This window comes from Streptomyces sp. NPDC002790 (assembly GCF_040295505.1).
GTDB lineage: Bacteria > Actinomycetota > Actinomycetes > Streptomycetales > Streptomycetaceae > Streptomyces.
On the sequence record NZ_JBEOVM010000030.1, the window covers coordinates 29,903 to 54,620 of the forward strand.

24 protein-coding genes, 1 tRNA gene and 2 pseudogenes are annotated in these 24,718 nt (G+C 70.2%); 13 read left to right on the forward strand and 14 right to left on the reverse strand.

Annotated features, from left to right (window positions below):
- Positions 1 to 263 precede the first annotated feature (263 nt).
- From ABT004_RS16435 to ABT004_RS16445, 3 genes are read left to right on the forward strand one after another with little or no spacing between them, the layout of a single operon-like run.
- Complete coding sequence (locus tag ABT004_RS16435) at positions 264 to 1,688, forward strand: oxygenase MpaB family protein (RefSeq protein ID WP_351336783.1); 1,425 nt, start codon at positions 264 to 266, stop codon at positions 1,686 to 1,688.
- On the forward strand, positions 1,685 to 1,930 hold the full coding sequence (locus tag ABT004_RS16440) for a hypothetical protein (protein ID WP_351336786.1): 246 nt from the start codon (positions 1,685 to 1,687) through the stop codon (positions 1,928 to 1,930). Before ABT004_RS16435 ends, ABT004_RS16440 begins: the two co-directional genes overlap by 4 nt.
- Complete coding sequence (locus ABT004_RS16445) at positions 1,927 to 3,450, forward strand: ABC1 kinase family protein (protein ID WP_351336788.1); 1,524 nt, start codon at positions 1,927 to 1,929, stop codon at positions 3,448 to 3,450. The genes ABT004_RS16440 and ABT004_RS16445 overlap by 4 nt, the downstream gene beginning before the upstream one ends.
- Here ABT004_RS16445 and ABT004_RS16450 read toward each other — a convergent pair.
- From ABT004_RS16450 to ABT004_RS16460, 3 genes are read right to left on the reverse strand one after another with little or no spacing between them, the layout of a single operon-like run.
- Complete coding sequence (locus ABT004_RS16450; RefSeq protein WP_351336791.1) at positions 3,428 to 3,607, reverse strand: DUF397 domain-containing protein; 180 nt, start codon at positions 3,605 to 3,607, stop codon at positions 3,428 to 3,430. The genes ABT004_RS16445 and ABT004_RS16450 overlap by 23 nt on opposite strands.
- Positions 3,604 to 3,813: a DUF397 domain-containing protein gene (locus ABT004_RS16455; protein ID WP_351336794.1), complete on the reverse strand. Its 210-nt coding sequence runs from the start codon at positions 3,811 to 3,813 to the stop codon at positions 3,604 to 3,606. The genes ABT004_RS16450 and ABT004_RS16455 overlap by 4 nt, the downstream gene beginning before the upstream one ends.
- The gene (locus ABT004_RS16460) at positions 3,810 to 4,682 is read right to left on the reverse strand and encodes a helix-turn-helix domain-containing protein (RefSeq protein ID WP_351336796.1); all 873 of its coding nucleotides are present in this window, start codon (positions 4,680 to 4,682) and stop codon (positions 3,810 to 3,812) included. Before ABT004_RS16460 ends, ABT004_RS16455 begins: the two co-directional genes overlap by 4 nt.
- Positions 4,683 to 4,794: 112 nt before the next feature.
- Between ABT004_RS16460 and ABT004_RS16465 the strand changes: the two genes are divergently transcribed.
- Together ABT004_RS16465 and ABT004_RS16470 are read left to right on the forward strand one after the other, a co-directional pair.
- Positions 4,795 to 5,199, forward strand: a complete 405-nt coding sequence (locus tag ABT004_RS16465) for an ATP-binding protein (RefSeq protein ID WP_351336799.1) — start codon at positions 4,795 to 4,797, stop codon at positions 5,197 to 5,199.
- Between the two features lie 262 nt (positions 5,200 to 5,461).
- On the forward strand, positions 5,462 to 6,277 hold the full coding sequence (locus ABT004_RS16470) for a helix-turn-helix domain-containing protein (protein ID WP_351336802.1): 816 nt from the start codon (positions 5,462 to 5,464) through the stop codon (positions 6,275 to 6,277).
- 31 nt (positions 6,278 to 6,308) lie between these two features.
- Here the strand turns inward: ABT004_RS16470 and ABT004_RS16475 are convergent, their stop codons facing one another.
- Positions 6,309 to 6,710 (reverse strand): cupin, encoded by a 402-nt coding sequence (locus tag ABT004_RS16475; protein WP_351336877.1) that lies wholly within the window; start codon positions 6,708 to 6,710, stop codon positions 6,309 to 6,311.
- Between the two features lie 5 nt (positions 6,711 to 6,715).
- Positions 6,716 to 8,194 carry an MFS transporter gene (locus tag ABT004_RS16480; protein ID WP_351336805.1) on the reverse strand — a complete coding sequence of 493 codons (1,479 nt, stop codon included), beginning with the start codon at positions 8,192 to 8,194 and terminating at the stop codon, positions 6,716 to 6,718.
- A 58-nt stretch (positions 8,195 to 8,252) separates the two neighbouring features.
- On the opposite strand from ABT004_RS16480, the gene ABT004_RS16485 reads away from it, so the two are divergent.
- From ABT004_RS16485 to ABT004_RS16505, 5 genes are all read left to right on the forward strand, one after another.
- Positions 8,253 to 8,942 (forward strand): TetR/AcrR family transcriptional regulator, encoded by a 690-nt coding sequence (locus ABT004_RS16485; RefSeq protein WP_351336807.1) that lies wholly within the window; start codon positions 8,253 to 8,255, stop codon positions 8,940 to 8,942.
- Between the two features lie 104 nt (positions 8,943 to 9,046).
- Positions 9,047 to 9,427: a type II toxin-antitoxin system RelE/ParE family toxin gene (locus ABT004_RS16490; RefSeq protein ID WP_351336810.1), complete on the forward strand. Its 381-nt coding sequence runs from the start codon at positions 9,047 to 9,049 to the stop codon at positions 9,425 to 9,427.
- Positions 9,424 to 9,759, forward strand: coding sequence for a helix-turn-helix domain-containing protein (locus ABT004_RS16495; protein ID WP_351336813.1), 336 nt, complete (start codon positions 9,424 to 9,426; stop codon positions 9,757 to 9,759). The genes ABT004_RS16490 and ABT004_RS16495 overlap by 4 nt, the downstream gene beginning before the upstream one ends.
- Before the next feature lie 135 nt (positions 9,760 to 9,894).
- Entirely contained in the window at positions 9,895 to 10,116 is a 222-nt protein-coding gene (locus ABT004_RS16500; protein ID WP_351336815.1) for a type II toxin-antitoxin system VapB family antitoxin, read from the forward strand.
- Between the two features lie 150 nt (positions 10,117 to 10,266).
- Positions 10,267 to 11,463, forward strand: coding sequence for a pentapeptide repeat-containing protein (locus tag ABT004_RS16505; RefSeq protein WP_351336818.1), 1,197 nt, complete (start codon positions 10,267 to 10,269; stop codon positions 11,461 to 11,463).
- Between the two features lie 20 nt (positions 11,464 to 11,483).
- Here ABT004_RS16505 and ABT004_RS16510 read toward each other — a convergent pair.
- The 4 genes and pseudogenes from ABT004_RS16510 to ABT004_RS16525 all read right to left on the reverse strand — a co-directional run.
- Positions 11,484 to 11,819: pseudogene (locus ABT004_RS16510) on the reverse strand (alkyl/aryl-sulfatase); the annotation flags it as partial.
- 40 nt (positions 11,820 to 11,859) lie between these two features.
- Positions 11,860 to 13,164, reverse strand: a complete 1,305-nt coding sequence (locus ABT004_RS16515) for an ion channel protein (RefSeq protein ID WP_351336821.1) — start codon at positions 13,162 to 13,164, stop codon at positions 11,860 to 11,862.
- The gene (locus tag ABT004_RS16520; RefSeq protein ID WP_351336823.1) at positions 13,161 to 14,882 is read right to left on the reverse strand and encodes a SulP family inorganic anion transporter; all 1,722 of its coding nucleotides are present in this window, start codon (positions 14,880 to 14,882) and stop codon (positions 13,161 to 13,163) included. Before ABT004_RS16520 ends, ABT004_RS16515 begins: the two co-directional genes overlap by 4 nt.
- Before the next feature lie 141 nt (positions 14,883 to 15,023).
- Entirely contained in the window at positions 15,024 to 15,482 is a 459-nt protein-coding gene (locus ABT004_RS16525) for a DUF7144 family membrane protein (RefSeq protein ID WP_451192771.1), read from the reverse strand.
- Positions 15,483 to 15,627: 145 nt separating this feature from the next.
- Between ABT004_RS16525 and ABT004_RS16530 the strand changes: the two genes are divergently transcribed.
- Together ABT004_RS16530 and ABT004_RS16535 are read left to right on the forward strand one after the other, a co-directional pair.
- Positions 15,628 to 15,942, forward strand: a complete 315-nt coding sequence (locus ABT004_RS16530) for a hypothetical protein (protein ID WP_351336825.1) — start codon at positions 15,628 to 15,630, stop codon at positions 15,940 to 15,942.
- 44 nt (positions 15,943 to 15,986) lie between these two features.
- On the forward strand, positions 15,987 to 17,249 hold the full coding sequence (locus tag ABT004_RS16535; RefSeq protein ID WP_351336827.1) for a competence protein CoiA family protein: 1,263 nt from the start codon (positions 15,987 to 15,989) through the stop codon (positions 17,247 to 17,249).
- Positions 17,250 to 17,533: 284 nt separating this feature from the next.
- Here the strand turns inward: ABT004_RS16535 and ABT004_RS16540 are convergent, their stop codons facing one another.
- Positions 17,534 to 18,895: a DUF1254 domain-containing protein gene (locus ABT004_RS16540; RefSeq protein ID WP_351336830.1), complete on the reverse strand. Its 1,362-nt coding sequence runs from the start codon at positions 18,893 to 18,895 to the stop codon at positions 17,534 to 17,536.
- Between the two features lie 218 nt (positions 18,896 to 19,113).
- Here ABT004_RS16540 and ABT004_RS16545 point away from each other — a divergent pair, with 218 nt between their 5' ends.
- Positions 19,114 to 19,791, forward strand: coding sequence for a GAP family protein (locus ABT004_RS16545; RefSeq protein WP_351336833.1), 678 nt, complete (start codon positions 19,114 to 19,116; stop codon positions 19,789 to 19,791).
- Between the two features lie 292 nt (positions 19,792 to 20,083).
- Here ABT004_RS16545 and ABT004_RS16550 read toward each other — a convergent pair.
- The 4 genes and pseudogenes from ABT004_RS16550 to ABT004_RS16565 all read right to left on the reverse strand — a co-directional run.
- A pseudogene (locus ABT004_RS16550) lies at positions 20,084 to 20,443 on the reverse strand (NUDIX domain-containing protein); the annotation flags it as partial.
- Between the two features lie 168 nt (positions 20,444 to 20,611).
- Positions 20,612 to 20,684: transfer RNA gene (locus ABT004_RS16555), tRNA-Lys, on the reverse strand.
- Between the two features lie 86 nt (positions 20,685 to 20,770).
- A complete protein-coding gene (locus tag ABT004_RS16560) occupies positions 20,771 to 22,267 on the reverse strand; it encodes an amino acid permease (protein WP_351336835.1) in 1,497 nt (498 codons plus the stop codon).
- A gap of 134 nt (positions 22,268 to 22,401) precedes the next feature.
- Positions 22,402 to 24,666, reverse strand: a complete 2,265-nt coding sequence (locus ABT004_RS16565) for a DEAD/DEAH box helicase (protein ID WP_351336837.1) — start codon at positions 24,664 to 24,666, stop codon at positions 22,402 to 22,404.
- Positions 24,667 to 24,718 lie beyond the last annotated feature (52 nt).

The following is a 24,718-nucleotide window of genomic DNA, read 5'->3' on the forward strand; positions in this document are numbered from 1 at the left end:
CTCTCAGCTATGTGCAGATGAAAATCCGCACCGCACAGCGTCCCTCGAACGAGTAGTCATCGCCTCCCGAACTCCCGTTAAATATTGGTGGTTTAAGAGTTCACACACCTTTTGCCCCATGCCGGAGCGGCGGCTTCCGACGACCTCCGACGCGCTCGGGAACGTAAGCGAAGGCAAAAGGCCGGTGTTTACAGAAGGCTCTCCGCAGGGAGTGTGTCGGCGGTGCCACCAGGCGCCGCAGGCCGCACCGCAGGAGGTTCCACGTGACCAACCGCCAGCTCCCCGGCCCCGGTTCACTGTGCTGGCAGCTGTTCGGCCAGCGCAGAATGCTGCTCGTCACCGGCCGGGCCCTGATCCTCGAAGCCGCGCTCCCCGCCGGCGGCGCCGCCCTCGCCCAGCACTCCACGTACCGGACCCGCCCACTGCACCGGCTCGAACTCACGCTGGACAGCCTGATGCGCCTCGTCTACGGCGACGCCAACACCCGCGAATGCGAGGTGGCCCGCATCGGGCGCGTACACCGGCACATCAACGGCACCGACGACCAGGGCCGCCGCTACGACGGTCTCCACGACCCCAGCCGCACCTGGATCATGCTCACGCTGTTCGACGCCATGGTCGCGATGGAACGGCTCGCCGGCCACCCGCTGTCCCCCGCGGACGAGGCCCGGTTGTACGACGAGTGGCGGCCGGTGATCCTCGCGTTCGGCATCGACGAGAGCGCCGTCCCGCGCGACCTCGTGGCCTGCCGCGGCCACGTCGACGCCATGCTCAGCAGCGTCCTGGAGGACAACACGGAGGCGCGCCACCTCATGGGCGCCCTGTACGCGACCGTGCCCCCGCCGTCCTTCCTCGCCCGCTGCCCGGCGCCGCTGTGGCACGTCGTCCGGGTCTTCGCGGGCGCCGTGATGGGCTGCGTCCTGCGCGCGGACCTGCCGGAGCCGTACCGCCGCACCCTCGGTGTGACCGCCCGCCGCCGCGACCGCGCCCTGTCCCGGCTGCTGCACGGCACCGCCCGCAGGGTGCTCGGCACACAGCGGGCGGACCGCAAATACCTGCCGCTCGCGACGGCCGCGATGCGGGGCGGCCCGCTGATCCCGGGCCAGACCCGGCGCAGCGCACCGGCCGGGCGGCGCCGGGGCGCCGGGGAACCGCGCCCGGTGCGCGTGGGCCGCTTCTTCGACGACGTCCTCGACCAGACCGGGGACGGCCACCTCACCCGTGAGGACCTCGGGGCGATGGCACGCGGCGTCTGCTGGCCCCTGGAACTCACCGAGGCATCGGAACAGGTGGTCTACGACGCCTTCTACGCCTGGTGGGAACAGTTGGCGGCGGAACTGGACACGGACGGCGACGGCCGCGTCTCCCGGGCCGAGTTCCTTGCGGCGCCGCTCGCCGGGGCCGACGGAACGGCGCTCGGCCTGTGGAGCGGGCTGCTCGACGCGATGGGCGCCGTCTTCGACGCGGTGGACAGCGACCACAGCGGCCACCTGGACATGACCGAGTACCGCACGGTCTTCGGGCCCAAGCTGCACCCGGCCGACCTCAACCGGGGCTTCAAGCAGATCGACGTGGACGGCGACGGCCGGATCACCAGGGCGGAGTTCCTCGACGCGCTGGCCCTGTACTTCACCGTTCGGGACGAGGTCGAGGCGGGGGCGCAGCTGTTCGGCAGGTACAACCCGTGACGGCGGACGAGCAACCCCCGTCCCCCGTACGGGAGTTGATCCGAACGGCGGAAGGTGTACTGACGGACGCCGCCGACGGCACCACGGTGTCCTTTCCGGAGCTGCGCGCGCGTTTGCAGGCCGGTGAACGGCTGCGGGTGCGGCACGAGACGACCGACACGGACTGCACGCTGGACACGATCTTCGACCTGCTGGCGGCGTGCCTGCCGCGTGAGGCCCTGCCAAAGGGTCTGCTGCGGTGAGCGCGGGCCGCAACCGTGCGATGGCCCGTCTGATGGCCCTGCTCGTGACGGACGTCCTCACCTCCCGTGAACGTATCGACGTGGAGCGGACGGAACTGGCCGGGCAGCGCCGCCGGGCCCGGCGGATCCGGGAGTCGATCGAGAAGCTGGGCCCGTTCTGGGTGAAGGTCGGCCAGATCCTGGCCACCCGCTCCGACGTCGTCTCCGACGCGGTGCTCACCGAACTCGGGGGCCTCCAGGACTCCGTGCACAGCGAACCGTTCCACGTCTTCGAGCCGGTCCTGTGCCAGGAGCTCGGCCGGCGGTGGCGGGACCGCTTCCGCGAGATCGACACGGACACCCCGCTCGGCTCCGCCTCCCTCGCGCAGGTCTATCGGGTGGTCCTCGCCGACGGCCGGACCGCCGTGCTCAAGGTGCAGCGGCCCGGCACCCGGGACCGCGTGTACGCCGACATGACCCATCTGCGGCGGGCGGCCAGGATCGCGGGCCGCGCCGTCCCCCGTATCGACACGGTCCTCGACGTCGAGGCGACCCTTCAGGCGATCTTCGACTGCATGCGGCCGGAGCTGGACTTCACGGCCGAGGCGAAGCACATGGTGCAGGCGCGGCGCATGGCCCGCGACTTCAAGCGCATCCACGTCCCCGACGTCCATCTGGCGACACCCCGGGTCCTCTTGCAGAGCATGGCCCCGGGCGCCTCACTCAACAATGCGGACCTCTCCACCTTCTCGTCCACCCAACGCCTCCGAATCGGCCGCGACCTGCTGGCCTTCATGTACCGCGGCTACTTCGTCGACCGGATGTTCCATGCCGACCCGCACCCCGGCAACGTCTTCGTCCACCCCGAGCACGGGGCCACGCTCATCGACTGGGGCATGGTCGGCCGCATCGACCGCAACCTCAGCTCCCTCGGCATCATGGTCCTCACGAGCCTCGCCCAGAACGACGCCCGCGGCCTCGCGTCGGCCTGGACGGAGATGGGCCGGGCGACCCCCTTCGCCGACCTCCTCGGCTTCCAGGAGGACATGACACGCCTGGTCCCCCTGATCACCTCCGCGGCCCTCGAAGACCTCGACTTCGGCATCGCCCTCACCGACGTCCTGCGCTGCGCGGCCCAGCGGGGCATCCGCACCAGCCCCATGATCGGCATGCTCGGCAAGTCCATTACGAACATCGAGGGCTCGGTCCGCCGGATCGCCCCCGAGCTCTCCGCCCTCGACGTCTTCCAGGACGCCCTCACCGACGTCATGGTCGAACTCGCCCGCGACGTCCTCTCCCGCGAGCAGACGGCCCGCCGCGCCCTGGAACTGATCGTCGCCGGCAACTCGACGGTCGACCAGCTCCGCGCCCTCCTCCGCGACATCTCCAACCGCGAACTCACCATGCGCGTAGGCCTGTTGCCCGGCCACGGCCTGGGCAAGGACGGCACGGGTTTCGTCACGCGGAGACTGGCGCCGGTCGCCGCGGCGGGCTTGGCGGTGTGGGGGGTACGGAGGGTCAGCCCTCGGCGCGGCCCCTGAGGAACGCGGTCCAGGCTGCGCCGCTGACGGTGCAGTGGGGGGACCGGGGGTGCTTGGAGTCGCGGATGTGGGTCACGCCGGGGGCGTGGGCGACCTCGACGCAGTTGGGGTCGTCGCTTCCGCTGCTGTAGCTGCTCTTGAACCAGGCCAGGTTCACGACTCGGCCAGCGTTTGCAGGAAGTCCACCCAGGCGGCTCCGCCGACGGTGAGGTAGGAGTTCCCGGCGTTCTTGGAATCGCGCACGTGGACGGCGCCGGGGGCGTGGGCGACCTCGACGCAATCAGCCTCGCTGCTGCTACTGCTGTAGCTGCTCTTGAACCAGGCCAGTTCGGACGAGGTCCCGGCGGAGATCTTGCGAGTCATGTCTCTCCCAGCACTTTCTCGACGAAGGCCAGCGACTCCCCTGGCGTGAGAGCCTGGGCCCGGATCATGCCATACCTCAGTTCGAGGATGCGGAGCTGTTTCGGCTCCCTGACCGGCCGCCCGCTGAACGCCCCTTCCGAGCGCCCCACGGCCGTGCCGTCACTGAACTTCAGCACCTGCAACTCGCCCTGCATTCCGGCGTGTTCCTCGCGATTCGTCGGCATCACCTGGATCGAAACGGTGCGCAACCGCCCCAGCTCCATGAGGTGTTCGAGCTGCTGGCGCATGACCATTCTGCCCCCGAGGGGCCGCCGGAGCGTCACCTCTTCCTGGACGAAGCTGAGCGCTGGTGCAGGGCATCTCTCGAAGACGGACTTCCTGGCGAGGCGGGCGGCCACTGCCCGTTCGACGGCATCGGGCTCGTAGGCGGGCAGCCGCATCTCGAACAGCGCACGCGCGTACTCCGGGGTCTGCAGCAGACCGTTCAGGTTGTGGTTCTCGTACACCGACAGCTCGACGGCCTTCGCCTCCATCCCCGCGATGTCCCGCACCTTCTTCGGGTACCGGACCTCCCGCAGGTCGTCCTTCAGCCCAGCCACAATGCCGCGCGCCCCAAGCGCCTCGTCCGCCTTGTCCAAATACTCGGGCCGAGGAATCCGCTTGCCCGCCTCAACCTTGTAGACGATCCCCTCGCCGTACCCGATCGCCTCGGCGAACTCGCCGACCCGCAGCCCGGCGGCCTCCCGCCACTTGCGCAACTGCCGCCCGGCCGTGGCGACAAGGGCCACCCCCTCGGCATCGTCCGGGTCGACGTCCCACCCCGGGTCCTCCGACTCGGACCCGCACTCACTCCCGGTGATCCCGCTCATCGCCCCACGCCCCTTGGACAGCCCGTACAGCCCTGGACAACCCCTGGACAGTCACCGTACGCAACCGCCAAGTCACTCCGAACTGTAAGCGGAAGCGACCACGCTGAGTGACATGACCCAAGAAGCGGCCGAACTTCCGCGCATCACCCACCACTTCAACGTCCAACTGTCCCCCACACCACGCGGAGCCCGTCTCGCGCGCCTCCTGGTGACGGAACAACTCCGCTCGTGGGACCTCCCGTTGGACCTGGACGCGGCAGCGCACATCGTGGCGGAGTTGGCGACGAACGCCACAACACACGGTCGCGTACCCGGCCGCGACTTCCGCGTGGCGCTCTACGTAACGGAGTTCACGTTGCGCACGGAGATCACGGACACCCGCGCCGACCTCCTGCCAGCGGTCAGCGATTCGGGCCGAGGCCTGCTCCTCGTACAGGCGCTGTCGGACAGGTGGGGAGTGGCAACGGGCCCGGCGCCGCGCAAGACGGTCTGGGCGGAGATTCGGCTACGCGGATGAGCCGCGACCGGCGACCAATAACCCGCACCACGGTGTCGCGGCCGATCAACCAACAAAGAACGACGGGGGGAAAAGGACCCAACCCAATCCCCACCTTTCCTCCCGCCACCCGGTCGGGTGAACGAACCCAACTCAGCTTGCGCAAAGCCGGGTTGCGCCCCATACGCTCACGCCCAACACAACCGAAGACATGAGACGGCCCCCGCCGGGACTGGCATCCCACTGCGAGGGCCTGACCACCAAGGAAGAGAGAACCTTCCCGATGGATACGCAGCACCCTAACGCGCCCGCATGCGCGCAGTCTCCCGTTGCCGGGGTCCTTCACGACAACACCCGGATCGCCGCCCGCTTCACGGTCATCGGCAACCACCTCGCCCAGCACCGCAAACTCTCGCTCACGGCGATCGGCCTCTCGGTCCACATCCAGTCACTGCCGACGGGCGCCCGCGTCGACATCCGTACCCTCGCGGCCCTCTTCCCCGAGGGAACGACGCGAATCTCCGCCGCCCTGCGGGAACTTGAGGCCCACGGCTACCTGCGCCGCGAACGCCGCCGCACCCCCGAGGGCCGGGTCACGACCCGCACGATCTCCTGCAACCACCCGGGCGCCCGCCCGACTCCCGCTGCGGCCCCGGCCCCCAGCCGCCCGAAGCGCCCGCCGAAACCCCTCCACGTACCGCACCCGTCGACGTCGGCCCCCGCCCTCATCGACCGCGCCACGGCCCTCCTCACCACCCTCCACCGCGCCGACCCCCGCCTCCTCCTCTCGGCGAAGGACACCGCCCACCTGGCCCCGGGCGTCGCGGCCTGGCTCGAACGTGAAGCCCCCGCCGACGCGGCCCGCCACGCCCTGACCCGCGACCTCCCACCGGACCCGATCCACCACCCGGCGGCCTTCCTGGCCCACCGCCTGGTGACCCAGCTCCCACCCCTGCCACCCTTCCGCCCACCACACACCACGCCACCGGTGATCCACCCCCTCCAAAACTGCGACACCTACGACCGGGCGTACCGGGGGCCGGAGGCGGGCCGCTGCCCGAGCTGCGCCGAGGACCGGGCGGGGGTGGCGGCGCGGTGAGCAGCGCACCGGCCCCTGACCCACACTCCCCTCAACCGGCATCGGCGCGCTTCTCAAGCCGCGTGCCGCGCCTGAGCGTGATCGACATGAGGTCGCTCAGGCCGTCCAGCTCCAACCGGTGCCAGCGCCCCCGGGGCACGATCGCGGCGTTACCGGAGGGCAGTTGGACCATCTCCTCCGGCTCACCGGACCCGGCGGGCGCGCGGAAGTAGAGGCGCACGCCGCCCGCCAGACAGCACACCGCCTCCTCCGCCTCCGGGTGCATCTCCCAGTGGTCGGCGTGCACTTCAGCGTCCGTCTCCACGTGGAAGGTCGCGATCTGCCACGCGTCGGAGTCGCTCCCGGCCATCTGACGCTCGGCGGCACGGACGTCTCCGTCGGGATGGAAGAGCAGAGCGGAGGCAAACAGGTCCAGGGCAGGCGTACTACTCATCGTCATCACAGAGTTCCCTTCAATCGCTTCTCTTGCTCGGCTAGTGCGGATTGCTCGGGCTGCTCGAGCTGCTCGTACGCGTGGGCTTGCAGCGGCCCGCCCCGTCGACCTGGCAGTACAAACGTCGCCACAACCGCCGCGAGCAGGAAGAGCGCTGCGGCTATCGCGAGACCCACGGCGTAACTGCTGTTCACTGCGGCAGCGCCGGTGGCGGATCCGGTGTGATGAGCCGCCACCGTGGCGAGGACGGCCAGACCGACGCAGCCACCGAGTTGGCGGGAACTGTTGAAGAAGCCCGAAGCCATCCCCGCCTCCTCCCTGGCGATACCGGTGGTCGCGGCGGCGGCGACCGGGGCCAGTACGAGGCCGGTGCCAATGCTGGTCAGGACGGACGGGCCGAGAACGTCGACGACGAAGGAGCCGTCGGGTCGGATCGCGGCGAACCAGGCAAGCCCTGCCGCCGCCAGCAGGGCGCCGGGCACCAGCGCCGCACGCGGCGTACGTGAAGAGGTGATGCGCGTCGCGGCGAGGGTCCCCAGGACAAGTCCGAAGGAGAAGGGCAGGAAAGCGGCGCCGGTCGCGGCCGCCGTCATGCCAAGCACCTGCTGCATGTACAGGGAGACGAAGTAGAAAGCGGCGAACTGCCCGGCAGCGGCAAGGAAAACCAGCACGTTGGCGCCGACGATCCAACGGCTGCGTAGCAACCCCAGGCGCAGCAGAGGCGCCTCGGCCCTGGACTCGACCGCCACGAAGGCGGCCAGCAGCACGACCGCGGCAGCGAGCGGAAGCACCGTGTCCGTGGAGGCCCAGCCGTGCGAGTCCGTACGGACCACGCCGAACACCAGCGCCCCGACACCGCCGGTCGCCAGGAGCGCGCCGAGCCCGTCCAGCCTCGCACGCACGCCGGACGGCGCCCCTGCCGGCACACCCCCGGGGACCAGCAGGAGGGCCAGCAGAACGATGGGCAGGTTGATCAGCATGACCCACCGCCACCCCACGTACTGGGTGAGCAGCCCGCCCGCCAGCACCCCCAGCGCCCCGCCTGCGGCGTTCACCGCGCTCCACACCGCGAGCGCGCGGGTACGCCGAGGGCCTTCCGGGAACGTGGTGGTCAGCAGGGCCAACGCGGCCGGTGCCGCCGCCGCGGCGCCCACCCCCTGGCCCGCCCGCGCCGCGATCAGCTGCCAGGGCGCCTGAGCCAGACCACCGGCAAGCGAACACGCCCCGAAGAGCGCCAGGCCGAGCACGAAGAGCCGCCGTCGCCCGTACAGATCGCAGGCCCGGCCGCCGAGCAGCAGGAGCCCGCCGAACGTCAGCGCGTACACGTGCACGACCCAGGACAGATCGAGCTGCGCGAATCCCAGCGCGATCCGGACCGCGGGCAGCGCGATGTTGACCACGGACATGTCCAGGGCGAAGACGAACTGAGCGACAGCGGCGGCCGCCAGTACGGCCCCCGGACGCCCTCGCCGGTTTCTATACATGTATAAAAACTAGACCCGCGTGCCCCCTGCTGTCGATACCGGGGAGAGGATGGGACCCATGCCGCCCCCCTCCGCCCCCCGCAAGAAGCCCGGCACCCCCGGCCGGCCGCCTCGGATCTCCCGCGTCGCGATCGTCGAGAACGCTCTTCGGATCCTCGACGAGGAGGGAGTGGAGCGGCTGACGATGCGGCGGCTGGCCACGGAGCTCGGCAGTACGCCCATGGCCCTCTACCACCATGTCCGCAACAAGGACGAGTTGCTCCTGCTGCTTCTGGACGACCACGCGACGCGCACCCTGGTCCGCCCCGACCTGCCCGATGACCCGCGCGAGCGGATCGTCCTGGCGGCGGAGGCGATCCATACGGTGCTGGCGGCCTGCCCCTGGATCGTGGACGTCCTGACCGCCGACGACCTGCTGTCCCGAAGCGCGCTGTGGTTCGTCGAGCAGATCGTGGACGGGCTCGTCGCCTGCGGGCTGCCCCTCGATCAGGCCGTGCACGGCTACCGCGCGATCTGGCACTACACGGCCGGCGAAATCATGATCCGCGCGGCATCGACGCGCCGCCGCTCGGCCGACGACCGCCCCACCTACCGGGAGACGGTCTTCGCCGACCTCGACCCGGGTGAGGTCCCCCGCCTGGCCGAAGTCGCCGACCGCTGGGCGGACTTGACCGCCCAGGACACCTACCTGCCCGGCCTCCGGGCCCTGGTCACCGGCCTCACCGCAGCCTCCACCCCCACCGGCTGAGCGTCGGGTCGCAGGCTCCGTGACCGAGCCGAAACCCCTCTCCACCTCGCCGAGGAACGCCACTCACGCGACTTATACCTTCAACAACATATACTGTGAACGACATGACCGACCTGTTCGACGTCGAGATCGAGCCCGAGGTGCGCGCCTGGCTGGAGGCTCTGCCTGCCCGGCACTACAGGAAGGTCGAGCGCCTGGTGATACTCCTGGCGGCCAACCCGACCGAGCTCGGCGAACCCCACGCCCGTCACCTGGGCGAGGGGGTACGGGAGCTACGGCCAACCATCGACGGCACGGCATACCGCATCACGTACTGGCTGAGTCCCCGCCGGAGCGTCGTCCTGCTCACGATGTTCCGCAAGACCAGGATGCGGGAGGATGCGGAGGTGGATCGGGCCAAGCAGGTCAAGAAGACCTGTGCGTCCGAGCACGGGCCCGCCCACGAGGTCTTCGAGCGTGACATCGACAAGGAGGAGTGGGAATGAGCCACAGCCGCTGGAAGCTCGCTCGGGAAAAGCGGCTCGCGGAACCCGATCACCGGTCCGAAGAGCTCAAGGAACTCGACCGGGAGATCAGCCTGTCCATGGCTCTCGCCCAAGTCGTCCACGACCGGCGCAAGGCCCTGGGGCTCTCCCAGGAGGAACTCGCCCGGCGCTGCGGCCTGACCCAGGGGAAGGTCTCCCGTATCGAGGGCTCCGACACCGTTCCCACACTGCCGCTCCTCGCCAAGCTGGCCAAGGGGCTCGACGCCTCGCTCAACATCGCCATAGACGAAGAGCACGCGAGCCTGACGCTCTCGGCACACGAGGCGGCCTGATCGGCCGAGGACGAAGCAGCGCCCCACCCGGCGACTTGAGTTCCAGCGATCGCCGCAACACCCAGTTTCAGGTGCGCACTTCTCAAGCCGCGTGCCATGTCGGAGCACATCACCAAGATGCCAGGGAGGTGCGTTGTGTCAGTGATCCAGATCGACATCGACGATGATGCGCTGGAACGGGCGATGGCCCTGTCCAAGGTCAGGACCAAGAAGGAAGCGGTCAACCTTGCCCTGCGCTTCTACGCCGAGCAGCAGGAACGTGCGGCGCGTATAGGCCGTCACTTCGAACGGGCACGCGCGTGGGGTGCCGTTGAGGATGCCGAGCGCCTGCACCAGACGGAGAAGCTCGGCCAGTGATCTGTTAGCTGGACACGTCCGACCTGACCGTGCACAGCATCCACGACCTGGCCTGAAGCCCCTCCCGTGCCGGGGCCCGGTACCGGCGGGGCAACCCCGGCCCCCACTCCCAGAGGCAACCCTCCCGCCCCACACGCCGTCCTGAAGAACATGGCAGACGCAGTTCCGGAAACATCGCCCCTCGCCCGGCCCGACTGGCCGCACTGCGGCCGGGGTGCCATCGCCCAGGAGACCGTCGGCTGCCGGGGCAGACAGGTCGCCGGGCACTCCGTGTGTCTTGCCCACCTGGACGACGCCGAGCGCGCCGCGTATCTGGCCACGGTGTCTCCCGGCGACGACCTCGACCACCGAGGCACACCCTTCACCCGTGACCTGCTGGACCAGTTGCTCGCCGCCCTCCACTACCCGGCTCAGCAGGGCCCGTACGTAGGTGGCGCCGTGTTCAGAGAGGCCTCGTTCGTCGGTGATGTCGACTTCCACTGCGCGGCCTTCGACGGGGACGTCGACTTCAACGATGTGACGTTCACGGGTCGCGCCGACCTTCACGGGACGACGTTCAACGCCGGCGCCGACTTCTGCGACGCCTCGTTCGCCCACGTCGCCGACTTCGGCGGGGCCACCTTCAACGGCGAAACACACCTAGGCGTGACCTTCACCGGTGACGCCCGGTTCGACGGGGCGACCTTCAGCGGCGGCGTCGAGTTCAGCTCGGCGGTCTTCGCGGGCCACGCGTGGTTCGGCGGGGCGGCGTTCACCGGCGAAGCGTCGTTCGGGGAGGCGTCGTTCGCCCGCGACGCCCGGTTCGGCGGGGTGCGTTTCGGCGGCGACGCCGAGTTCGTCGATGTGGTCTTCGACGGCGACGTCCACTTCGGCGGGGCCACTTTCGTCGGCGACGCCGGTTTCGAACGGTCCCGGCTGCACACGGTGCGGCGACTCGGGCCGCTGGCGTGCGGCGGCACCGTACGTCTCGACAACGCGGTGTTCGGTGCGCCGGTGACCGTGGAGATCGCGGCCGCCGAGGCGTCGTTCCGGCGTACGCGGTGGGAGTCCGCGGCGGCGCTGCGCATCCGCCGCGCCGCGGTGCACCTCGCGGGGGCAGTCCTGGAACAGCCGGTCACCGTGGTGACCTACCCGGTGCCCTTCACCGACCCGCTGGGCGACACCCTGTCCGAGGCGGCGCTCACGGGCCGCGACGCGACGGTGCGGCTGAAGTCCCTCGACGGCGTCGACGCCGCCCACCTGACCCTCACGGACGTGGACCTGACCGGGTGCGCCCTCACCGGCGTGGTGCACCTGGACCACCTCCGCCTGGAGGACACGACGACGAGCCGGCCCCCGACGCCCTGAGGCCCGGTCACGCAGGACCGGGCGGCCTCGGCGCACTCGGCGGAGATCAGCGGGTCGATGACCATGACGCCGCGCTCGCCCTCCACCAGCGTCATGTTGGACAGGTCGAGGCCGCGGACCTGGTAGATGCCCTCAGTGACCTCGTACAGGCCCTGCATTGAGGCGAGTTGGGCCTGGCGCCACAGGCTCGGGTTGGCGGTGTCGGGGCACTCGCCCTTGAGGAAGGCGTAGGCGTCGGCGTCGTAGACGACACGGCCGTCGGGTGCGTGGACCGCGCCCGGGGACAGCGCGCCGAGGAAGCCCCGGTCGGCGTTGTCGAAGTCGGTGGTGTCCTCGAAGGGGAGGTTCGCGCCCATATCCTGCTCCGCTCGCCGGCCGGTCGGATGCATCTCGGCATCAGGCGGTGCCATGTGCACTTTGGGGTGATTTTTCGGCTGGGGTGTGAATCAGCATCTCGGGCCGTCCGGTGACGATCAGCCACGCGGGCAGCGCCGCCACGCACAACAGCGGCAGCAGCCGGATGTCGGTGACGAGCGTCGCGGCCATGAACAGGCTCAGCCAGCCCTGCCGGGTGGTGGCGAGCAGCACGCCGAGGGTCGCGGTGGTGACCGCGAGCGCGATGGGCACGGCGTCGACGAGCGCGTGCGCGAGCATGCCGAGCGCGACGCCGACGAAGACCGCGGGGAAGATCCGGCCGCCCTGGAAGCCGCAGGAGGCCGCGACGACGAGCGCCACCAGCTTCACCGCCGCGATCAGCAGCAGGTTCGCCGCGCCGTGCGCCTCCGGATGCGAGGTCAGCTCCTTCATCTCGTCCAGCCCCTTGAACAGGGTCAGTTGGCCGCCGAGCACACCCAGCGCGCCGAGCACGAGACCACCCGCGGTGAGCATGACGAGAGGGTGCTTGAGGAGGTGGAAGACACGGTGGACGTACGGGAAGGCGTAGACGGCGACCAGGCCCACGATCGCCGCGGCCGCCGAGATGACCATGGCGGACACGGCGTCGATCAGCCGCGCGCCCGGGTAGGGGGCGACGTCCACGGACAGGACCGGGTCCGCGGCCAGTACGGTCGTCAGGGCTCCGGCACCCGCGGCGACCAGCGGCGCGAACAGCCGGTCCCACAGCGGGCGCGGGTCGGGTGTGCCAGAGGTCTCGGAGAGGATCAGGGCGGCGGCGACCGGCGTGCCGAACAGGGCGCCGATGGTCCCGGCGGCGGCAAGCGAGACCCAGACGGCGCCCGGCGTACGGGGCATCGCCTTCATGCCGAGGGCGTACGCGAGGGCGATGTTGACCGTGGTGATCGGGTTCTCCGGGCCGAGGCTCACCCCGCCCGCGAGGCCGATCACGACGGCCAGGACGACACCGGGCAGGATCCACGCGGGCAGCGGCGGATCGACCAGGCCGCGGGTGGCGGGGTCGGGGCCGGTGCGGCCGGGGAACTTCCACACGATCAGGCCCACGGCGACACCGGCCGCGGTCAGTACGGCGAGGGTCCAGCCGGCCGAGGTGGCGGAGATGCCGAGCCCGTCGGGCAGCGCGTCCCACAACCAGTCCTGGAGCCGCTCGGCGGCCCAGCTGATGGCCAGCAGGACCAGGCTGGAGCCGATGCCGATGAGCAGCGCGGGCAGGACGAGCGGGAACAGGGCGCGGGCCTGACGCGGCCAGAAACCCGCCGGCTCGCCGGATACGTGCTGCTCGCTCATGACTCCTCCGTGGGTGGTGGGCCGGTCGCCGACCGGTCGGCGATCCATGCGCGGCTGTCCTCCACGGCCGTCTCCAGCGGCCCGAACAGCTCCGGCCCCGCCGGGACGACACCCCGCTCGCCGAGCCGTTCGTACAGCCCGGACGCCTGAAGGATCCGCAGCAGGGAGGGCTGGACCCCGGCGAGGACAAGACGCCCTCCCGCGTCGGCGAGCTTGGTCGCGTACCGGTCCAGGAGTTTGATGACGGCGGACGACGGCACGTCGGGCAGGGTGCGTACGACGAGGATCAGCACGGCGCCGCGAGCCCCCGTCATATCCGGCAACTGGCTCTCGATACGCGGGAGTTCGGCGAAGAACGAGGTGCCCGCGTAGTCGAGGACGGTGACCTCACCGGCCGGGAGCCGCTGCGGCGGCTCGGCGGTGGCCCAGTGCCCGTCCGCCTGCCGCCGCAGCGCGACGAGCTTGGCCTGCCGGGCGGCCTGGGCGCAGTACAGCAGCAGGGACAGGACGGCGCCGATGACGATGGCCTGCTGCAACGGGAGCTGGGTGGTGGCGAGGAAGGTGAGGATCATCGCCACCGAGGAGAGCGGGGACGTCCGCAGGACGAGCCGGATGTCGCGGCGCTTGCCCCAGATCAGCTCGCCGCCCACCACCAGGATCAGACCGCCGATCACCGGCATGGGGATGCGCTCGGCGAGCGAGCCGCACACCAGCACCACCAGCGCGAGGAAGACGCCCGAGATGATCCCGGCCCAGCGGGTGCGCGCGCCCGCGCTCACCGCGACCCCGGTGCGCGACAGCGAGCCGCCGGAGGGCAGCGCCTGGAAGAGGCCGCCGAGCAGGTTGGCGTAGCCCTGGGAGCGGAAGTCACCGTTGACGTCGGAGCGCGAGCCGTCCGGGTTCGGCATCGACGGCGCGATGCCCGCCGCCTGCGCGAGCGCGACGAGCGCCACCGAGAACGCGCCCGCGATCAGCTGCGGGACCGCGGACCAGTCGGGCGCGCTGAACGAGGGCAGCGCACCCGGGATCCCGGCGATCGAGCGCACCAACTCCACATCCACGGAGAAGACGGCCACCCCGACGCTCACCACGACCATGGCGATCAACAGAGCGACGGCCTCGAGCCGCTTGACGGTGCGGGCCGCCGCCCACACGGCGATGGTGACGACGGCGACGACGGTCGCCGCGCCCTTCCAGTCGCCGATGTGCGCGAGCCAGTCGCCCAGTTGGTACAGCTTGTTGTGACCCTGCGGCTTGTAGCCGGTGGCGTCCTTCAGTACGCCGATGACGATCTGCAGGGCGATGCCGGTGGCGAAGCCGGTCATCACGGCGTTCGACACGAAACTCATGACGGCGCCGAGCCGCAGCACCCCCATGAGCAGCATGACCACGCCGACCATCACGGTCAGCATGGCGACGTTGCCCGCGTCCTTCGGATCGAGCCCGGCGTCCGACAGCACGCTCTGCGAGGTCAGCGCGATGGCGCTGGTGAGGGTGGTGACCATCAGGACCGTACGGGAGGTCAGCGAGCCCACGATCGCGGGCACCACCCCCGCGTAGAGCCCGGCCACCGGATTGAACCCGGCGATCGCCGCGTACGCCATGCCCTCGGGAATGGAGAAAAGACCGGTCACCGCACCGGAGGTGGCATCCGCGCCACTCGGCCGACCGAGCCCTCTCAGCCACGTTCGCACGGAAGGGCGCTGCCACCCGGTCATGTGCTCCCTCCCCCTTCCCTCGGCCTGCGCTCAGCCAAGCTTTCGGCCGAAGGTCGGGCCACGTGGGAGCGCCGGACGGGTGACACGCGGCGGAGGGCGCGGGTCAGTCATCAAGGCCGATGTTCCGACGCCCAGTTCGAGTCAGGACGACGAGGACGTGGACGAGGACGTGGACGTCCGGCCGTGGTCGGTGCACAGCGCCCAGACGACGAAGACGGCGAGAGCGATGGACACGATCGCCCAGACCGGCTGGTAGGGCAGCCACATGAACTGGACGACGATCATCAGGGCGGCCAGCCCCACGCCGATGCCGCGGGCCCAGTCGAGGCCCTTGAGCACACCGCAGCCGGTGAGCGCCACGACGATGCCGAGGATCAGGTGGATCCAGCCCCAGGTGGTCAGGTTGAACTTGTAGACGTAGTCGCCGACGCGCGCGTAGACGTCGTTCTCGGCGAGGGCGGCGATACCACCGAGCACCCCGAAGATGCCTTCCACCAGCATCAGGACGCCGGCGAACATCGTGCCGCCAGAAGCCCAGGCACCGGCTTTGTCGTCGCGGGTCCGCGTAGGACGCCCTGCACTGTGGGACGCGTTCGCCATGACCGCTCCTCCTCTACTCGCTCAGGTTCTCCGCCGAGGCAGAGATTCCGAGCGTGAGCCCTGGAGGGCGGGCGAGCGACCGGGAACGGGCTGTCCGGGTGACCACGACCCACGACCTCGCGAGAGAGCGACATCCACTGTCCGGATGCGCCGGCCGGGCACTGGTTGCGCCCTGCCGAAGGGCTGGTTCACGCGCACTGTTCCATCGAACGTGATCGATGCCCGGGTGCGCGTGGAACCGTGGAAGGGAAACCCGCCCGGCGAGGGGCCGTGGTCGCACGACGAGGAAGCCGAAGTGGTCTTTCCCGCGGGAGAGTTGTGCGTCTACACGCTGGGCGAGACGCTCCCCACAGAAATCGCACTCGCCACCATGGTGGCCTGGGAGTTCGAGAATGACCTCGGCCCGGCGGCGGACCTCCGCCACCGGGCCTTCATGCTGTCCAGACCCATCTCTCCTTGATATGCGCCCTGTTGAATGTCAGTGGGCGTTCCTATCGTGGAGGAATGGCTAACGGCGTGTGGCACACCGGATATGGCATAGAGATCAACCTGTCGTTACCCGACCTCGGCTACCCGAACCGTCCCGATCTCCTGCGGGAGATCACGGCGAGCATTTCCGAACGAGACCCCCAGCTGCTCGAGTGCCTGGCCCACCACGACGGCCGGGAGTGCCTCGCGGAGACAGGCGGAAAGTCCCCGTGGATGTTCGTGCGCCGAGGTCGTGTCGGGGGTCGACGGCCACTGGTGGCCTCGCACCTGCCCATCACGCACAAGGCGACACCAACAGAAGGCGCGCAGCACAAGGCGACGAAGGAACGGGTCGTCGAGACCGCCGCGCGATACGGGCTGGGGGCCGAGTCCGAGGTTCCCGTGGCCAATCGACGCACCATCTCGGACGCCGTCGTCACGGGGCCTGGCGGCAAACAAATCGGCTGGGAAATCCAGTACCACCAACTCAGCCCCAGCACCGTGTTCCGGCGTTCCGCCAATGCCGTCGATCACGGCATCACACCTCTGTGGGTGGCGAAGGACAGGACAGCTGCTCTGATAGACCGCGCACCTTGGGCCCGTGTCGACGACATGCCGTGGAAGGACATAGCCGACGGCAAGGAGATGCTGATTCGAGGTGGATACCGCCACCTTGAGGTCTGGAAGTGCGTTCCGAGCAGTGAGCGGCACTGCCTCGTGAGCGATGGGGCAAGCCACTGTGGCGAGATTCATGCGGACTGGTTCGTGCCCGCGCTCTGCCTACCGGAGAGGAATCCCGTCCACATCGAGGACCTGGTTGTGCAGAGTGCCACAGGGGAGAGCGTCCCCGTCTACGTACCCAGCCGAGGAAACGGTCGCGCTGGACGGCACATGTGGGTCTCGGCGGGCGACTGTGCACGGTGGGAGGAACTGGTCGGCGAGAAGGAGCCGCTGCCCACTGCTCCGGTCCAAGAGGACGACGACGTGATCACGTTCGCCGAGCAGGAGATCGATCGCAGCTGTCACGCAGGGGAAGACGGGTGGTTCGTCAGCGACGCTCGCCCACTTCGCGATCTCGACCAGCCGACCGGTGGCATCACGCTCCCGCGCATGCCGGTGCGGCGCGCCCGTGGTGCGACGCGGATAACACCGGTGGAACGGGCCGCCGCCGCAGCCGCGCTGGGATGCCAGCCGTGGGAGCTGGGACCGTGTGCCGGATGTGGCCAGCTCATGCACCGGTACGGGCGGTACACCCCCATGTACTGCAGGGGCTGCCGCGCAGCCCTGAATGGCTGCTAAGGGCTGTCCCTAAAGATCTTTGAGTCGGCTGCAGCGCATGCGCCGGCTGCCCAGTCGTCATCGATGTCGGCTCCAAGGCACGTCTTCGGCCGATCCGTGTCGTCCAGCGGCGGACCCACCGGCCCGAGCCGGCCTGGCCGAGCGGAGCACTTGCGCCGGGTGAGCGCGTTTCGAAGCGGCGTCCGAGAGTTCGCCTGCTTGCGCCGGTAGACGGGCGGCGGCTCGCACATGCGCGTGCTCTGGTTCCCTCGGCCCGGGCCACGGGAGGGGAGGGCGGTGGAGGGTCAGCGGTCGACGCGGATGACGGCCGGGGGTGCGTAGCGGCCGGTGAGGATGTCGGGGGTGGGCAGGTACTGGCGCAGGATGAGGCGGAACAGGACGCCGGGCTCGGTGGTGGGGAGCCAGTTGGACTCCTTGTCCGGGCCGGGGTTCTCGCGCTGGAGGTACAGGGTGAGGGAGCCGTCGGGGCCGTAGGCGAGGTCCTTGGTGAGGCTGCCGAGGTGGTAGCGGCCGATCGGGTTCTCGACGAGGAAGCCCTGCGGGTTGAGGTACATGGTCACCGACCAGAAGGCGTCCACGGGCGGGAAGTCTTGGGGTCCGAAGCGCAGTTCGTAGCGGTGCTCGCCGGAGAGCGGGTCGCCGTCGCCGTCGAGGATGGCGCCGATGTAGTACGCCTCCTTCGCGCTGTTGGCGAGCAGGCCGATCTGGGCGATCTCCAGGCGGGAGAAGTAGTCGGTGCCCCAGTCGCCGATGGTGTCGACGTCGACCATCACCCAGCTGTTGCGGGACGGACCGGCGAACGGCATGTCCGCGTACAGGTCGCGCAGTCCGTCCGCGATGGCTCGCCGCAGGCCGTCGACGGCCGCGGGGTGCAGCCGGGAGGGATCGAAGGTGTGGTGCGGGGTGATGCCGATGCGGGCGAGCAGGCCGAGGACGCCGGCGTCGGCGGCCGGCGGCGGGCTCGCGCTCAGGCAGTCGGCGAGCATCCGGTAGAAGTCCAGCGGGTCGCCGCCCTCGCCCCGCCAGTCGCGGGCGGGCGGGTTGGCCGAGGGGTCGGGCTTGGGGGCGGCCGGGTCGGCGGGGCGCAGGGCGATCCGCTTCTGCAGGGCCACGGCGGCGGGGACGTCGTCGTCGAGGATCGTGACGCGGGCCAGGAGGCAGACCAGGGGGGTGGGGGCGGCGATGACCCGGGTGATGCCGTCGGGGACGGTGCCGCGCCAGCCGGGCCCGGCCAGCAGGTAGTCGCCGCCGGTGGTGTCGCCCATGCGCGTACCGACGTAGCCGAAGCTGTTGGTGTACATGTCCAGGAGCTGGACGGTGAAGTAGCGGTCGGTGACGGGCGGGACGGTGAGGATCACCGCGCCGCCGGTCAGGTCCACGAAGGTGCGCGAGTACGGGGCGTCGACGATCGGCGTGACGAAGTAGGTGTCCTTCGGCTCCGCGCGGCGCGGGGTGTGGTGGATCTCGTTGATCGCGCCGAGGTGCGTCGGAGCCGTGGTGTCGACGTGCCACTCCCACAGGCTGCGGTGCATCTCCAGGAGCGGGAAGCCGTAGCGGAAGGCCGCCATGCCGAGCCAGTACCCCTCGTCGGCCCGTGCCTTCTCGTGAGCTGCGGCGATCTGCTGCTTCAACGTCTGCGCGTCCATGCGGGCTCCGATCCGGTACACCAAGAGGAGGGCATAAGCCCTATAACGGTCATCGCGTTCCGGTGGGTCCGCAACCGCGCCTCGCGATCGTGCGGTGGCCGGGAGGGTGTCATCCGTTCGGCCCCGCCTCCGTTGCGGCCCCCTGAGCCGGCGGAAAGGCTCGGGCACACCGCCTTCCGTGGCGGGGGTGGAACGGGGCCGGTACGGAGGAGGCAGCGATGGGTGACGCCGTCGGACAGATGCTGGCGTCGGCGGTGGGCATCGCCATCAGCCCCCTTCCGCTGATCGCGGTGGTGCTGATGCTGGCCACTCCGCGCGGCAAGATCAACGGCACGGCGTTCACGCTGGGGTGGATGGTCACGCTCGGAGTGATCACCGCCGTGGTCGTTCTCGCCGGCTCGGGCGCCGGCGCCGACGACGCGGGTACACCCGCCGACTGGACGTACTGGCTCAAGCTCGCCCTCGGCGTGCTCTTCCTGCTCATGGGCGCCAAGCAGTGGAAGGACCGCCCCAGGGAGGGACAGGAGCACACGCTGCCGGGCTGGATGCGGGCGATCGACCGCTTCACCCCGGGCAAGGCGGCCGGCCTCGCGGCCTTGCTGTCCGGTGCCAACCCGAAGAACCTCGTCCTCGCGGTCGGCGGCGCTGCCTCCATCGCGAGCAGCCCGGCGAACAGCGGCGGCAAGGCCGTCGCCGGCGTCCTGTTCGTCCTGATCGGCTCGACCTGCGTCCTGCTGCCCCTGCTCGTGTACGTCTTCGGCGGCAGCCGGTCGGCCGCGGTGCTCGGCGGCTGGAAGACGTGGATGGGCGAGCACAACAGCGCGATCATGACGGTGGTCCTCACCGTGCTCGGAGCCAAGTACTTGGGAGACGCGATCAGCGGACTCGCCTCGTGAACCTCCCCCGCTCATGGCGCAGGCGAAAGCCAAGCCTCGGCAGGCCGGAGCCGACGCCCGCCGACGTCGGCTCCGGCCTGGGCACGGGCCTCTTCTCGATCCCGGAGGGCATGGCATACACGGCGATCGCCGGCTTCAACCCGGTCGCCGGCCTCCTTGCCGGTGTGGGCTTGGACCGGTCCACTCCGGAGCGTCCGGCAATCGAGACGACGCCGAGCAAGGTCTCGGCGCCGAATTCAGTACCTGGAGCGATCCCCTATTCCCCGCCAGGACACGGCCCTCTCGCTCACCGTCACTGGTGCCAGCCTTCGAGGGAAACTTCCGAACCGCCCTCGAGGTAGCGGTGCAGCGCACTGTCGGTCGTATCGACGAACTCCTCGGGGATGACGTCGGCATCGACCCACCGCACCTGCGCGTGCTTCCGCGGCTCCCGGTTCTCCGGTTCGCCGGACCACTCGTGCGCCGCGAACACGACGGTGAGGAATCCGTTCGGGGCCTCAACTCCCCACGCCCCGTGGATGACGTGGGCGACCTTCAGCGCCTCCGGCTTCACGACCAGGCCCGTCTCCTCATACAGCTCCCGCACCGCGGTCTGTGTGATCGGCTCTCCGCCACCGGGATGTGGGCCTCGGGGCAGCGCATCAGCGCCCTGTGGGCCATGGCGTCCCGCGGGCCGGAGAGCGTGGCTGCACGGCTCCCTGCCCCCAGCCGCCCCGTCCTCCCACACCGTGCGCCACAAACAAAACAGCGCCCGCGCCGACCGAAGCCGACCCGGGCGCTGCCCAGCAGGACGGAGGGGCCATCCCCTCCCCCGCACACGTAGACCCTGTGGGACTCGAACCCACAACCAATGGATTAAAAGTCCACTGCTCTGCCAATTGAGCTAAGGGTCCACACGCCGACCTGAGCCGACGCACCCCCGAGCATAGCCCGCCCGGACCGGGAGGCCGATCGGGTATCGGGTTCCCGGGGCCGCGCGTCAGCGCAGGAACCAGTGGCGGGCCGAGATGCCCCACCACGTGCCCGCGAATCCGAGGACCGCGAGGACGGCGATCGGGGCGTAGTTGAAGGTCTCCCAGGTGACCGGGGAGACCTGCGGCAGCATGAAGAGGATCGTGATGACGACGACCCAGGTCACCGCCACCACGCCCACGAACCCGGACCAGCGGCCCAGGTGCCACGGCCCCCGCTCGAACGCGTCGCCCTTGCGCAGCCGCAGGAACGTCGGGATGACGTACGCGATGTAGAGGCCGATGACGGCGATCGAGGTCACGGCCGCGTACGCGGTGACGTTGATCAGGTAGGGCAGGCCGAGGACGAGGGCGCCCGCCGCCGCGAGCCAGACCGCCGCGACCGGGGTGCGGGTGCGCGGGCTCACCGTGTGCCACACGCGGGAGAAGGGGAGCGCTCCGTCGCGCGAGAAGGCGTAGATCATGCGGGAGTTGGCCGTCACCGACGCCATCCCGCAGAACAGCTGGGCGCCGACGACCACCAGGAGCAGCAGCTTTCCGGTCGTCGCGCCCAACGCGTCGAGCAGGATCTGGGCCGGTGGTGCGCCCGTGGGCGAGTTGAGCGCGCCCTCGTACGACTGGATCGCGAAGGTGAAGCCGAGGAGGAGCACGAAGCCGGCGATCCAGGACGTCCAGATCGAGCGGACGATGCCCTTCGGGCCCGCCGTCGACGCGTCGTGCGTCTCCTCCGTCATGTGCGCCGACGCGTCGTAGCCGGTGAAGGTGTACTGCGCCATCAGCAGGCCGATCAGGACGACGTACACGCTGCTGCCCCAGCCCGTGTTGTTCACGAACTCGCCGAAGACGAAGGACGCCGACTGGTGGCTGTCCGGCACGAAGGCGAGCACGCCGACGATCAGCGCGACGCCCAGCACGTGCCACCACACGCTGACGCTGTTGAGGAAGGCGACGATGCGTACGCCGAAGGTGTTCAGCAGTCCGTGCAGCAGCAGGATGCCCGCGAAGAGGAGGATCGTGCGGCCCGGTGTCACCTCGAAGTCGAACTGGAGGTTCAGGTACGCGCCGAGGAAGGACGCCGCACCGAAGTCGATGCCGGCGGTCACGGCCACCTGCCCCAGCACGTTGAACCAGCCCGTGAACCACGCCCACGCCGCCGCGCTGCGCTCCGGCGCGAGCCGGTACGCCCAGAAGTACAGCCCCGCCGACGTCGGATACGCCGAGCAGATCTCGGCCATCGCCAGGCCGACGAAGAGGGTCATCAGGCCGACGCCGACCCAGCCCCAGGTGATGAGCACGGGGCCGCCCGTGTTCATGCCGAACAGGTACAGCGTCAGGCAGCCCGAGAGGACCGAGATGATCGTGAAGGAGACGGCGTAGTTCGAGAAGCCCGACATGCGGCGGGCGAGGACCTGCGTGTAGCCGAGCTGGGCGAGGCGCTCCTCGTCGGAGCCCGCGGCCACGGCCGGCTGCTCTCCGTCAGTGACTCTGCTGGCATCACTTGTCATGCCCCCAGCGATTCCCTCGCCGGAGGCGCCGCATGCGGGTGATCAAGGCCCAACTCCCGTGCCCGGAACAGCGAAAGGCCGCGGCCCCACCCCCGTAAGGGAGTGGGGCCGCGGCCCTGTCACGTCAAGAACGGTCAGCCGTTGCGCTTCCAGCGCGGCTTGTCGTCGCGGCGGCCGAAGGACGAGCCCGAGCCGGAACCCGCGCGGTCGTCACGGCGGCCGTAGGGGCGGTGGCCGCCGGTGGCCGGACGGTCGCCCTGGCGGTCGCGGTTGAACGGACGGTCGCTGCCCCGGTGGCCACCGGAGGGACGGTCGTCGCGGCGGAAGCCACCGCCACGGTTGTCGTCACGGCGCTCGAAGGAACGGCCGCCACGGTCGTCGCGGTTGAAGCCGCCCTTGTCGCCGCCACGGTCGTCACGGCGGAAGCCGCCACGGTCTCCGCCGCGGTCGCCGCCCCGGTCGTCACGACGCTCGAAAGAACGGCCACCACGGTCGCCACCGCGGTCTCCGTCACGACGGTCGTCGCGGCGGAAGCCACCCTTGTCGCCACCGGACGGACGGTCGTCGCGGCGGAAGCCACCGCCACGGTTGTCGTCACGACGCTCGAAAGAACGGCCACCACGGTCGTTGTCGCGACGCTCGAAGGAGCGGCCGCCGCGGTCGTTGTCCCGGCGGAAGCCACCCTTGTCACCGCCGCGGTCGTCACGGCGGAAGCCGCCCTTGTCGCCGCCACGGTCGTCGCGACGGAAGCCGCCCTTGTCGCCGCCACGGTTGTCACGACGCTCGAAGTTGCCCCGGTCGTCGCGGCGCTGACGCGGCTGGTCCGAGTACGAACGCTCACGCTCGGCGCGCTGCGCCTCCTCGGCGGCGGCAGCCGCCTTGGCGACCTGCTCGGCGGCAGCCTCCTGCGCGGCGGTGACCGCGGCGGCCACGCCCTCCTCGTCCTCGCCGCGGTCACGGGCGGCGCGGGCGGTGAGGCGGTCGGCCTGCTCACGCAGCTCGGCGGCGCGACGGGTGGCGCGCTCCAGCTGCTTCGTCAGGTCGGTGACCTCGCGCTCGGCCTGCTGCGCGGCGTTGCCCGCGGACTCGGCCTCGACCTCGGTCATGGACCGGGCGCCGGTGATCTCGGCGACCTCCGGGTCGAACGCGGCGCCGCCCTGGATGATGTGACGCCCGGCGTCGACGCCCGCGTCCTCCATGAGGCGGAAGATCTGGCGGCGCTGGTGCGGCAGCGACAGGGAGACGACCGTGCCGGTGCGGCCGGCACGCGCCGTGCGGCCCGCGCGGTGCAGGTAGTCCTTGTGGTCACCGGCCGGGTCCACGTTCAGGACCAGGTCGATGTCGTCGACGTGGATGCCGCGCGCGGCGACGTCGGTGGCGACGAGGGCGTTGACGTAGCCCTTCTTGAAGTCTTCGAGGACGCGGGTACGGGAGCCCTGCGTCATGCCGCCGTGCAGCGCGTCGGACTTCACACCGGCTTCGCGGAGCTGCTCGGCGATGCGGTCGGCGCCGAGCTGGGTGCGGACGAAGATGATCGTGCGGCCCTTGCGGGAGGCGATGGCCGCGGTGACCGGCGCCTTGTCCTTGGGCTTCACGACGAGGATGTGGTGCGACATCGTCGTGACGTTGCCCTGGGCGCTGTCGACCTCGTGCGAGACCGGGTCGCTCAGGTAGCGCTTGACCAGGGTCTTGATCTCGTTCTCCATGGTGGCGGAGAACAGCATCCGCTGGCCGCCGGCCGGGACCTGGTCGAGCAGCTCGGTGACCTCGGGCATGAAGCCCAGGTCGGACATCTGGTCGGCCTCGTCGAGGACGGCGACCTCGACGTTCGCCAGGGAGCAGGCGCCACGGTTGATGATGTCGCGCAGTCGGCCCGGGGTGGCGACGAGGATGTCGACGCCGCGCTCCAGGGCGTAGATCTGGTTGCCCATCGACGTACCGCCGCAGACGACCTTCATCTTCAGGCCGACCTGGTCGCCGTACGGCTGCAGCGCGTCCGCGACCTGCATCGCGAGCTCACGGGTCGGGGTGAGGATGACGGCGCGCGGCTTGTGCTTCTCGCTGCGGGCGCCGGCCAGGCGGGCCATCGTCGGCAGACCGAAGGAGAGGGTCTTGCCGGAGCCGGTGCGGCCTCGGCCGAGGATGTCCTTGCCGGCCAGGGCGTCCGGGATGGTCGCGGCCTGGATCGGGAACGGGGTGGTCACACCGTTCTGCGCGAGCTTGCGGACGACCGGCTCGGGGAGACCGAGGTCGGCGAAGGTGAGGGTGGGCTCGTCGTTCTCGATGATGTCGACCGCGTCGACATCCGTCTCGACGATGGTGTCGACGTCCGTCTCGACGGTGGTGTCGATGTCGTTCTCGACGGCCTGGTCGACAGTGTTCTCAGTGGAAATTGACATGCGAAATGCGAAACCTTCCGGAGTCTCGGCACGCGCCCGCAACTCCGTGTAT

What these genes read in the sequence shown, in the direction of transcription:
- ABT004_RS16525 (WP_451192771.1), bottom strand. Translation starts at nt 15,482, where the DNA reads ATGGCGAACGCGTCCCACAGTGCAGGGCGTCCTACGCGGACCCGCGAC.
- ABT004_RS16460 (WP_351336796.1), bottom strand. Translation starts at nt 4,682, where the DNA reads ATGAGCGGGATCACCGGGAGTGAGTGCGGGTCCGAGTCGGAGGACCCG.
- ABT004_RS16545 (WP_351336833.1), top strand. Translation starts at nt 19,114, where the DNA reads ATGGGTGACGCCGTCGGACAGATGCTGGCGTCGGCGGTGGGCATCGCC.
- ABT004_RS16520 (WP_351336823.1), bottom strand. Translation starts at nt 14,882, where the DNA reads ATGACCGGGTGGCAGCGCCCTTCCGTGCGAACGTGGCTGAGAGGGCTC.
- ABT004_RS16560 (WP_351336835.1), bottom strand. Translation starts at nt 22,267, where the DNA reads ATGACAAGTGATGCCAGCAGAGTCACTGACGGAGAGCAGCCGGCCGTG.
- ABT004_RS16475 (WP_351336877.1), bottom strand. Translation starts at nt 6,710, where the DNA reads ATGAGTAGTACGCCTGCCCTGGACCTGTTTGCCTCCGCTCTGCTCTTC.
- ABT004_RS16485 (WP_351336807.1), top strand. Translation starts at nt 8,253, where the DNA reads ATGCCGCCCCCCTCCGCCCCCCGCAAGAAGCCCGGCACCCCCGGCCGG.
- ABT004_RS16480 (WP_351336805.1), bottom strand. Translation starts at nt 8,194, where the DNA reads ATGTATAGAAACCGGCGAGGGCGTCCGGGGGCCGTACTGGCGGCCGCC.
- ABT004_RS16540 (WP_351336830.1), bottom strand. Translation starts at nt 18,895, where the DNA reads ATGGACGCGCAGACGTTGAAGCAGCAGATCGCCGCAGCTCACGAGAAG.
- ABT004_RS16470 (WP_351336802.1), top strand. Translation starts at nt 5,462, where the DNA reads ATGGATACGCAGCACCCTAACGCGCCCGCATGCGCGCAGTCTCCCGTT.
- ABT004_RS16455 (WP_351336794.1), bottom strand. Translation starts at nt 3,813, where the DNA reads ATGACTCGCAAGATCTCCGCCGGGACCTCGTCCGAACTGGCCTGGTTC.
- ABT004_RS16465 (WP_351336799.1), top strand. Translation starts at nt 4,795, where the DNA reads ATGACCCAAGAAGCGGCCGAACTTCCGCGCATCACCCACCACTTCAAC.
- ABT004_RS16535 (WP_351336827.1), top strand. Translation starts at nt 15,987, where the DNA reads ATGGCTAACGGCGTGTGGCACACCGGATATGGCATAGAGATCAACCTG.
- ABT004_RS16495 (WP_351336813.1), top strand. Translation starts at nt 9,424, where the DNA reads ATGAGCCACAGCCGCTGGAAGCTCGCTCGGGAAAAGCGGCTCGCGGAA.
- ABT004_RS16505 (WP_351336818.1), top strand. Translation starts at nt 10,267, where the DNA reads ATGGCAGACGCAGTTCCGGAAACATCGCCCCTCGCCCGGCCCGACTGG.
- ABT004_RS16565 (WP_351336837.1), bottom strand. Translation starts at nt 24,666, where the DNA reads ATGTCAATTTCCACTGAGAACACTGTCGACCAGGCCGTCGAGAACGAC.
- ABT004_RS16530 (WP_351336825.1), top strand. Translation starts at nt 15,628, where the DNA reads ATGCGCCGGCCGGGCACTGGTTGCGCCCTGCCGAAGGGCTGGTTCACG.
- ABT004_RS16490 (WP_351336810.1), top strand. Translation starts at nt 9,047, where the DNA reads ATGACCGACCTGTTCGACGTCGAGATCGAGCCCGAGGTGCGCGCCTGG.
- ABT004_RS16515 (WP_351336821.1), bottom strand. Translation starts at nt 13,164, where the DNA reads ATGAGCGAGCAGCACGTATCCGGCGAGCCGGCGGGTTTCTGGCCGCGT.